The 10,394-nt window shown below is 44.1% G+C and carries 8 protein-coding genes; 6 read left to right on the top strand and 2 right to left on the bottom strand.

Annotated elements, in window-relative coordinates; genetic code table 11:
• Positions 1-8: 8 nt before the first annotated feature.
• Positions 9-200 (top strand): hypothetical protein, encoded by a 192-nt coding sequence (locus R7H07_RS01350; protein WP_005376565.1) that lies wholly within the window; start codon positions 9-11, stop codon positions 198-200.
• Positions 201-250: 50 nt separating this feature from the next.
• Here R7H07_RS01350 and torS read toward each other — a convergent pair whose 3' ends face one another.
• Positions 251-3,214 carry a TMAO reductase system sensor histidine kinase/response regulator TorS gene (torS, locus tag R7H07_RS01355; protein ID WP_064369292.1) on the bottom strand — a complete coding sequence of 988 codons (2,964 nt, stop codon included), beginning with the start codon at positions 3,212-3,214 and terminating at the stop codon, positions 251-253.
• Positions 3,215-3,257: 43 nt separating this feature from the next.
• Here torS and torT point away from each other — a divergent pair, with 43 nt between their 5' ends.
• Both torT and R7H07_RS01365 read left to right on the top strand, forming a co-directional pair.
• Positions 3,258-4,307 (top strand): TMAO reductase system periplasmic protein TorT, encoded by a 1,050-nt coding sequence (gene torT, locus R7H07_RS01360; RefSeq protein WP_258473774.1) that lies wholly within the window; start codon positions 3,258-3,260, stop codon positions 4,305-4,307.
• Between the two features lie 64 nt (positions 4,308-4,371).
• Complete coding sequence (locus tag R7H07_RS01365) at positions 4,372-4,827, top strand: methylglyoxal synthase (protein ID WP_005376571.1); 456 nt, start codon at positions 4,372-4,374, stop codon at positions 4,825-4,827.
• 77 nt (positions 4,828-4,904) lie between these two features.
• On the opposite strand, the gene helD is transcribed toward R7H07_RS01365, so the two are convergent.
• Positions 4,905-6,974 carry a DNA helicase IV gene (gene helD, locus R7H07_RS01370; RefSeq protein ID WP_005376572.1) on the bottom strand — a complete coding sequence of 690 codons (2,070 nt, stop codon included), beginning with the start codon at positions 6,972-6,974 and terminating at the stop codon, positions 4,905-4,907.
• A 324-nt stretch (positions 6,975-7,298) separates the two neighbouring features.
• Here helD and yccS point away from each other — a divergent pair, with 324 nt between their 5' ends.
• The 3 genes from yccS (at position 7,299) to R7H07_RS01385 (ending at position 10,255) form a co-directional block, all read left to right on the top strand.
• Positions 7,299-9,452, top strand: coding sequence for a YccS family putative transporter (yccS, locus tag R7H07_RS01375; RefSeq protein WP_005376573.1), 2,154 nt, complete (start codon positions 7,299-7,301; stop codon positions 9,450-9,452).
• 189 nt (positions 9,453-9,641) lie between these two features.
• Positions 9,642-9,872, top strand: coding sequence for a hypothetical protein (locus R7H07_RS01380; RefSeq protein WP_005376575.1), 231 nt, complete (start codon positions 9,642-9,644; stop codon positions 9,870-9,872).
• 80 nt (positions 9,873-9,952) lie between these two features.
• The gene (locus R7H07_RS01385) at positions 9,953-10,255 is read left to right on the top strand and encodes a hypothetical protein (protein ID WP_042520711.1); all 303 of its coding nucleotides are present in this window, start codon (positions 9,953-9,955) and stop codon (positions 10,253-10,255) included.
• The last annotated feature ends 139 nt before the right edge of the window (positions 10,256-10,394 follow it).

Raw genomic sequence — 10,394 nt, forward strand, 5'->3', positions numbered from 1 at the left:
GGGTTCTCATGGGTATCCGAGATAACATTGCCGCTCTTGAACAACAGATTTACGTTGCTTGTTCTGAGGGAGACTACGAAACGGTCAATATGCTTGAGCATCAACTCGAATACTTGCGTGGCAAAGTGGAACATCCTTTTGATGATGACCCTTATGCCCTAGACACTCGATTCGAGTGGGAAGATGACATGACCGAATAGAAAAAACCTCCGGAAAGCCGGAGGTTTTTTTATTTTCAATGCTCGATGGATTACTTCGCCATTAACTCATCCAGAGCTTGAATTGATGCAGACACTTGAGAAACTAAATCATCTTTAGTCGCATTATAGGTATCTAGAGGTTGAGGCGCGGCTTCAATTGCTTGGCAAGCGTTCATTAGCGCAGTTAGTCCTAAACTTCCTGCACTGCCCTTTAATTTATGGGCAAGGTTCTTTACTTCTTTACTATCATTGTCCTCAGCAGACGCTTGCAGCTTGCTTAATACATCGGTGCTGGTGGCTCTAAACAGATTAATAATGTGCAACATCTTATCTCTGCCCAAGATTTTCATATCGGACTCAATCACGCTCGGATTAATGATAACCACATCGGGTTCCTTTGTTTTAGGTGCTTGAACGACCTTTAATTGTAGCTCTTGTTCTTGAGGCGAAATTTGATCAAACGGGGTACAGTCGGCATTTTGTGGCAACAACAACGGCTTTCCGTCTAGCGCATCCTGAATCAATGCCGCGAGTGCCTCTTTTGCCAATGGCTTAGGCAAGTATCCGTCAAAACCAGCGGCTAGATAGCGCTCAACTTCTTCCGCAAAAACGTGCGCAGACACTGCAATCATTGGCGTGACGGCAAGCGCTTTATTGGCCGGCTTATCACACTCAATCCGCTTTAAGCGTTGGATCAACTCAGTTCCATCACAATCAGGGAGGTTGATGTCGACCAAAGCGATATCAAAATCTTGTGTGCTGATCAGTTGCTCTGCTTGTGAGCCGTTTTCTGCCATCACGACTTGGTGCCCCATGCTTTCTAGAAAACCTTCCGCGACCACTCGGTTGACTTCATTATCTTCTACTAGCAAGACCTTTGCTTTCACTTTGCAACGTGCGGTTGCCACGGTTCCTGTTTCAACAGGTTCGCTTTCCTCTAACGGAATAGAGAACCAGAATCGGCTACCATTTCCCTCTTCGGAATCGACTTCTAAAACACCGCCCATCGCTTCAATGATTCGCTTACTGATGGCAAGTCCAAGCCCCGTGCCTCCAGTTTGGCTCATCCCACCTTCAGCTTGCGTGAAGGCATCAAACAACGTTCTCTGGTATTTTTTGGCAATTCCTATTCCAGTGTCTGATACTTCAAACAGGACTTGCGACTCGTCCTCAGGGTTCAGGCTAACGTAGATATCAATTTCTCCTTCGTCAGTGAACTTAATCGCGTTACCAACGAGATTGTTCAGCACCTGACTGATTCTGGTGACATCCCCTTTCCAGTAGCGACTAACATCACTTTCAATATGGTAGGAGAACAGCAGCTTCTTCTCTTGTGCTCGACTGTTCATTAACTGGAAAGTGTCCTCCACCATTTGGTGTAAATCAAAGCCCATGTGACGAATTTCTAAATGCCCCGCTTCAATCTTGGAGTAATCCAGTACATCATTAAGGATCGCGAGCAACGTTTTACCACTACGATTAATGATTTCCGCATAACGCTTTTGAATTGGGTTGAGGCCTGAGTCAATCAACAAGCGTGCTGTCCCCAACACTCCGTTCATTGGCGTTCTTATCTCATGGCTCATCGTCGCCAAGAATGCCGATTTTGCTCGGCTCGCTTGCTCTGCTTGCTTGCGAGCTTTAGCGTGATTCAAAACCTCTTCATTCAAACGGCGGTTTGCTTGTTTTAACTGCGAAGTGCGCTGCTCAACGAGCTCTTCTAAATGCTCTTTATGCTCCTCAAGCTCTCGCTTGGCTTGAGCTTCACCCTCTGCTACCACTTTTAGTGCTTGCGCGGTATTACGAGCCGTGATAATGGCCTGCCCCATATGCGCCAACTCATCTTTGCCTTTCACTTCCAACTCAACCGCTAAGTTACCCTGCGCCACAGACAGCAACGCAGCGGAATATTCAGCTAACCGCTTCACAACAGAAAGGTACACCACACGCCATAAAATCAGCACCAATACAATCAAACCAACAATTGAAATAACGGTTAAAGACCACTGAGCGAATTTCAGTGTGCTGGTCAATTGGTCTACAGCGACGGTAGTGGTTTTGTTTGAATCATCAACCAATTTGTTGACCGTGCCATTAAGCTCTGAGAACAACTCTAATGTCTTTTGCATCAGTTGTTGTGACTGTTCGTTATTCTCGTATTGCTGCATCAGTATAGAAAATACGACCTGACGCTTACCAAGCTCTATGAGCAGTTGGCTCATTTGCTTAGAGCGCGTAGGATCTTCCACAGCGAGTACACGGCGTTGCATGATTTTGAGGTTGCTATCGAAATCACTTTGAACCTGTTGAATTCGCTCAATATTCGTTAATGTCCGAGCCTCTTCAATCTGATTCAACATTTTAAAGGCCAACAAGTGCAGTTCATGTAATCGCTCAGTCAGATCAAGATCGACCTCCACCAGTGCATCTAGCGCCTGATAAACTTGCGATTTTTTATTCGATTCTAATAAGTCATAAATATGCGTGACGTTAGCAACAGCAATGGTGCTTGTATTCTGAACTTGCGTACGAGTTAGTTGTTCTAGCTCTTCACTGAGCAGACGCATTTCTTCAACACGAGTATCTATCTCTTTTGCAAGCCACAGCTTTTTTTCAACCGAAACACCGAGTTCTGCCAAATTGTCGATAACGTTCTGGACGTTATTCTCTAAAGCTTCTAACAATTGAGAATCGAACGACTCACTCCCGAGCTCCTTGATGTGAGTGAGTAAAGACTCGAGCTGTTCGAACAGCACTCGCCCTGACTCCTTTCTTTCCTGCTCGTTTCTTGCGTTCGACAACATTTGTACAGACGAAATAATACGAGTACTCAACTCAGAGACTTGTCTCGCCTCAATCATGGCGGGAATCGCAGAATCCACGACATTTCTTTCGGTTTTGGCAACCAAAGAAAATCCAGACACACCAATAAGTGCCGATAACATGACCAGTATTGCCATCGCAATGAAAGACAACAAAAGTTTACGACCGATGCTTGCAGTTGCTAGCAGCATATTTTCATGACCTTAATGTTCGTGTTCAGCGACATATTACGTTATATTTTGCAGTGTTTACTTAATCTATGCCAACGAACTTCATTTCATGGTTAAAAATCAACACGCATTTCGCACATTTTTCAAACATTCTGCAGCCACTTTAACCCTAGTTGCTTCTTTGCCAGCGGTTGCCGCAGAGAAAATATGTGCAATATACCCTCACCTAAAGGATTCATACTGGTTGTCAGTAAACTATGGAATGGTGTCCGAAGCGAAAAGAGAAGGTGTCGAGCTACGAGTCCTTGAAGCGGGCGGCTACCCAAACAAAACCCGTCAAGAACAACAACTCGCACTGTGTAACCAATGGGGAGCAGATGCGGTTATCCTTGGGACCGTGGACCCACAGGCTTACGAGCATTCACTTAAAAATTGGGTGGGGAATACTCCCGTTTTTGCTACTGTGAACCAACTCGACTTGGATGAAGAACAAAGTGAGTTGCTAAAAGGGACTGTCGGTGTTGACTGGCATTGGATGGGATACGAAGCGGGTCAATATTTGGCAGCTCGCCATCCAAAGGGGTCAGGAAAAACCAACATTGCCTTACTTTTGGGGCCGCGAACTCGTGGTGGTACGAAACCCGTTACTGCCGGATTTTATGAAGCGATACAAGGAAGTGATATCAACATTGTTGACTCATTTTGGGCAGACAACGACAAGGAGTTACAACGTAACCTAGTTCAACGTGTGATCGATATGGGAAATATAGATTACATTGTTGGCAGTGCAGTGGCGATTGAAGCGGCCATCAGTGAGCTGCGCAGTGCCGGCAAAGCTGAGGAGATCGGTTTAGTTTCTGTGTACTTAAGTCATGGTGTATATCGAGGCCTGTTACGTAACAAAGTGCTCTTCGCACCAACAGATAAAATGGTGCAGCAAGGTCGGCTTTCCGTGATGCAAGCAACGTATTACTTAAGAGGTGAAGCTTATGACAAACATGCCTCACCAACCATCAAACCACTGACTCCGAAGACGCTTCATGACGACACGATCGAAGAATCGTTATCTCCGTCAGAATATAGGCCGACATTCCGTGTTAAGGCTGTTGATTGAAAGACCAAAAACGTGTTCTATTGAGCCACAACAATTTTAAAATCATACAAACGGAAACATCTTGATGCAAAAAACCATTCGTACCATGCCAACCCATAAACATGTGGCTTTGGTTGCTCACGACAACTGCAAACCTGAGCTACTTCGCTGGGTAAAAGAAAACAAAGAAAAGCTACAGAGTCACTTCCTTTACGCAACTGGCACGACAGGACACATGCTGAGTAAAGAAACTGGACTTGCGATCAAGAGCATGATCAGTGGTCCGATGGGCGGTGATCAACAACTAGGCGCTCTCATTTCAGAAGGCAAAATCGACGTTCTCGTTTTCTTTTGGGATCCACTGAATGCCGTACCTCACGACCCAGATGTTAAAGCGCTTCTTCGTATTGCTAGTGTTTGGAATATTCCTGTAGCAACGAACCGAGCCACCGCTAAGTTCCTGTTTAACTCCCCTCTTCTTGAGCAAGAAGTAGACATCGAAGTACCGGATTACGAAGCCTATCTTGCTGAGCGCATGTAAGCTTTGATGCCAACCAAATAAAGCAAGGGCGATACCAAGTATCGCCCTTGCTGTTTTTAACATTCTAAACGTTGCATTTAACGGGAAGTCACTATGGGATAGTCACCATTAACGAGCTCTTGAACGAATGCAGATCCCGCACCAGTATGCGTGATCCAAACCTTCTCTTTCGCACGTGTAATCGCCACGTAAAATAGCCTGCGCTCTTCTGCGTAAGGGAATTTGTCTTTGGACTCCGTCAACGCACCATCAATGTGAATTTGCTTCTTCTTAGCGGGGAATTGCCCCTCATCCACAGAAAGAATAATCACAAAGTCAGCTTCGCGTCCTTTACTCGCATGGCAAGTCATAAAGCGAATATCGAGATTAGGGAAACGTCGCAACCAATCGTCGAACAAATCGGGCTTATGATAATGGTTACGTCCTAGCAATAAAACTGACTTGGTTTGCTTGGCTTGTTGATTCAAGTGATCCAAGATCTTTTCCACTTGATTGCTCGGCGCGGTATGTACGCTCTTCTGCTTGCGTTGTTTGTGGCTGTTTAGTGTTTTCGGCAACTGCGATGGGTTTTGCTGCACGAATGTATTCGCTACATCACCAATCTGATTGTTGAAACGATAAGTTGTATCTAAGTGATGAACGGTAGAGTGAGCAAAGCGTTCTTTAAAGCCAGTGATAAGATCGACATCCGCTCCTGCAAACTGATAGATCGCTTGCCAATCGTCGCCAACAGCAAATAACGTGGCACCTGCTTGTTTCTGAGTGGATTCACACAGTGCTTCAATCAATGCCAGACGATCTGGAGAGATATCTTGATACTCATCGACCATAATAAAGCGCCATGGCGAGACAAACTTCCCTTTATTCACATAATCTGTCGCACGACTGATCATGGTTGGGAAATCCACTTGGTTGCTTTCTTTAAGCATTTTCTGCCACGCTGTAAAACATGGCCAGCATAAGGCGAGTTCACTATTTAAACGCGTATAGTCTTGGTGGTTTACGAGCTTTTCTTGTACTTGCTTTTTGGTCAACCCTACCGCCGCTAAATGAGACAGCTGCGAATCTAGCCAAGCGATCAGTTTTGGATTTTCTGAATGGCTTCCTAACTCATCATCCCCTTTTAGGTACGCAATCGGCCATTTGTCTAAATGTTTTTGCCAACGTTTAAAGTTGGTGGGTGTCATCCAATGTTTTTTCAACCAGTCTACACACCATGCCGTTCGTTGATTTTCGTCCAACGCTAAAGGGCTAATTTCGACAGGTTGCTGTTCGACTTGTTTAAGAATATACAAGCCCAACTGATGGAATGTGTTGACGCGCACACCGTCTGCCGCCATGCCCACTTTATCTACTAAGCGTTCTTTCATTTCAGTCGCCGCATCACGACCGAACGCTAACATGAGAAGCTCTTCTGCTTGAGCCTGATGGCTTTGCAACAAATAGGCAACTCGTGCGGTTAAAACGCTGGTTTTGCCCGAGCCGGCACCAGCAAGAACTAAGTTGTGGTCGTCGTTGAGTAATACCGCATATTGCTGGGATAAATTCAAAGGAGAGGATTCAATTTGATTAAACAGCACTTCCCAATTTGGACGTTCTGCTTCTAGCCAATCGCGATTACGCTCACCAAGCGCCTCAGAGGTATCAATGAGCCAAGGCTCTATTTGCGACATACGATTCGGCATTCGCATTTTGGCTTCTTCTAGGGTGGTTTTCATCTCGCTTAACTCTTGGTTAAGACTTTCAACCCAGGAGACCACTTGAGAATGCGATAAGTAAGCAGGCAAGTGCTTTAGTTTGTAAAGCTCTTCTTCCCACTTAGGTAGATACTCAGCCAGTTTTCGGCACTGAGTGTTGTGCCACTCTTGATATTGACGAACGGCCTCAAGCGCGAACTTTCGGCATTGTGGCCACGGTAAACCTTGGACTAGCCAGCTTTGTTGTTTGCCTTCGTGTTCATGAGCAAAAAACTGTAAAGAGCTCCATAATAACCCACGCTTTACGCTAACTTTGCCATTCCAGATCGTAAAAGGAATATGTTCTTCACTGCCTATCGAGCTTAATAAAACACTGTTCTCTTTTATTTCGACGTGATGGTACTCATTTTGAATAAAAAACTGTGCTTTGCTAGTGGCAGTAAGCTGCATGAAACGTGCGCCTTTTAGTTTAGAAGTTGTCGATTTATATCATTTTAAGGCGCTAAATTGTAGCAACGGCGAGCTCCTAAGTAAGCTTCTTCTTCTATTCTTTAATAAAATTCACATTACTGTCGATTTAATAACCTAAAGCTGAGGTTATTTGAAGCTGGCTTTACAATCCTCAATACATGACCTGGCAGCTTTAATATAAGTCAATGACATCCCTGCTGATTTTATCAGCAACCACGAATTTTTCTTAAAGTAAATCATAAACGCGCTATAGTGGGTCTGGTAGTATTCCCCCTGTTCTTCATCGGAAACATAAGGCGCATTGTGCAAGCAACTTCTAAATTTCGGCTCTATTGGGCAAACAAGACCATAAATTACAGCGTTCTTATCCTAATCACCTTACTGGGTGTAGTTATCCCGACTTGGTACTTCGAGCAAAACACGCTGATAACGCCATTAATATTAGGCGTTATTGCTGCTGCTTTGGCTGAAAGTGATGACAGTTTCACTGGACGCATCAAGGCTCTGATTCTCACCTTTCTCTGTTTTGCGCTTGCTGCTTTTTCAATTGAAATCTTGTTCGATACCCCTTGGGCATTTGCATTAGGGTTATTTATCTCAACCTTTGGTTTTATCATTCTTGGGGCGATAGGTCCTAAGTACGCGAGTATTGCTTTTGGTTCGTTGCTGATCGCTATTTATACTATGCTTGGCGCACATGAAAGCACCAACATTTGGTTTCAGCCACTACTGCTTTTGACTGGTGCCGCCTGGTATTACTTCATGTCCATGATTTGGCAGATATTTTGGCCCCTTCAACCGGTGCAACAAAGCCTAGCCAATGTGTTTTTCCAAATGGCGAATTATCTTGATGCGAAAGCCAAGCTTTTTCACCCTGTGACCAACTTGACGCCACAACCGCTGAGGATTGAAGCTGCAAAATGCAATGCTGCCACGGTTACGGCACTAAACGCTTGTAAAACCACATTACTTAACCGATCGAAACGGGGTCACATTGATGGGCCTAGTGACCGATTTTTAAATATTTATTTCATCGCTCAAGACATTCACGAACGAGTCAGTTCTAGCCATTATCGCTATCAGGATTTAGCGACCGAATTTGAACGTTCTGATGTGCTGTTTCGTTTTAAATATCTTTTGGAGTCTCAAGCCCAAGCGTGTCGTGATATTGCACTAGCCATTCAGCTAGGAAATGAATACTCCCATACCGATCAATCTATTCTGGCATTAGCTGAAGTACAAAACTCTCTTGCTTATCTAGAAGAACAAAAGCAAGGGCACTGGAAACGTCTTCTGATGCAGTTAACATATTTATTCAACAACTTAGCGACGGTAGAAAAACAGCTTAATAACATTAACAACCCAGATGTTGAAGGCCTCGAAGAAGATACCCTCGCCGATACCAACCCACACACGCTAAAAGCGATGTGGCAGCGTATATCAGCAAATTTACACAAAGATTCGATGCTGTTTCGGCATGCATTACGTATGTCAATTGCCTTAACGATTGGCTATGGAATCATTCAAATATTCAACATCGACCGAGGTTACTGGATACTCTTAACCACTTTATTCGTATGCCAACCGAACTACAGTGCCACTCGCCAAAAATTGACGGCAAGAGTAATAGGTACATTAGCTGGTTTGTTGATTGGTGTACCATTGCTGACTTTTTTCCCTTCTCAAGAAAGCCAGTTAGTATTTATCGTTATCTCTGGTGTGATGTTTTTCGCCTTCCGGATGAACAACTATGGGTACGCGACTGGTTTTATTACACTGCTCGTCCTCTTCTTATTTAATCAACTAGGTGAAGGTTACGCAGTTGTCCTTCCTCGACTAGCAGATACCCTCATCGGGTGTGTGCTTGCAGTAGGAGCTGTATTAGTTATTTTGCCCGACTGGCAGTCGAGAAGGCTTCACAAAGTTATGTCGGATGCGATAGAGGCGAACAAGCAGTATCTCGATCAGATCATTGGTCAGTATAGAATCGGCAAGAAAGACAATTTGAGCTACCGTATCGCTCGCCGCCAGGCCCACAATAATGATGCCTCACTCTCTTCTGCGATTAGTACGATGCTGGCGGAGCCTGGCAAATATCGCGCAGCTGTGGATGAAAGTTTTCGCTTCCTAACGTTAAATCACGCAATGTTGAACTATATTTCTGCATTAGGCGCGCACAGAACTCGCATCGAAGATGAGTCAATTCATAAACTCGTTTTAGATGCTCACCGTTGTATTCATCAACATCTGGATGTACTTCATAAACAGCTTCACCAGCATTGTGAGGAGTGTGACCTATCTAATATTGATGATGCTGGACTCGAGCAACGCTTAAATGAATGGCGCGATGAAGACGACAGCTCTGCCCGCATGGTATTGCAGCAACTTCATCTTATCTATCGCATGCTCCCAGAGCTTCATTCACTTGCTAGTAAGTTTGCCGTCAGGGTAAGTTAGTAACATTCAAACCATATGTAAGAGGGAAGCGCTATATCGCTTCCCTTTTTCTTTTTACGTTTCCATCTACCCCAAAGTGGGTAATTATGTACCTTCTTAGGAAAGATCTGACGTATCACTTAACACACCTTGACAATATTCGGACAAAAAGCAATCGATCAAATTCTAATCTATTTTGGTTGAATAAATATGTTGTATCCAAAGGATGAAGAATTTCGGGCAACGACGGATAAACCGAATCACGACGAAGGTATTGAGATGAACGCACAACAATTTAATGAACTTAAGCAAAAGCTCAGTGATTTAACGGCAAGTCAGTTAAAGTCATTACAAGGTGAGATCAGCGTGAAACTAAATAAAGCGCAAAAACCGGTTCTATCTGGTGAAGAAAGAGAAATGCTTGCCAAACTGTTTGCCTAATCAAGTCATTGATATAAAACACTTGAACGTTTTATAAACTCCACCTATGCTCTCACTATCATAATGTTGGGAGTAGTGATATGCCTGTATCGGGAATTCAATCTGGATACCACATCGTTCAGATGTCACAACAAATGGCCGAGAAAGCTGCACATGGCATTAGCAATAATGTAAGTAAGGTAAAAGAAAAGCTTTCTGATCACAACATCGATTTAGCTGCGGTTGCGGATGTCGCAATAACAGCCTCAACACCTAGCCTTCCCTCTCAAAAAGTTGAATCTCTCAGCAACCTCGCACAAGCCGCTGGTTATAACCGAGTTGGCGCGTCTGTCATAGAGAAAAACAATGAAATCATTGGCAGCTTGCTAGACATCCACGTTTAGGCGATTTAACGTCAAATTATCGCTATTTTAATTTCCAACTATCACTATAACGTCGTAACAAGATAACCCCTTTGCTTCGCTCTTTATTTCTATTTCGATTCAAATACTCCTGTTTAAAATCAAGCTTTCCCGAAAAAAA

It is taken from the genome of Vibrio sp. Vb1127, assembly GCF_033338735.1.
Taxonomy (GTDB): Bacteria; Pseudomonadota; Gammaproteobacteria; order Enterobacterales; family Vibrionaceae; genus Vibrio; species Vibrio alginolyticus.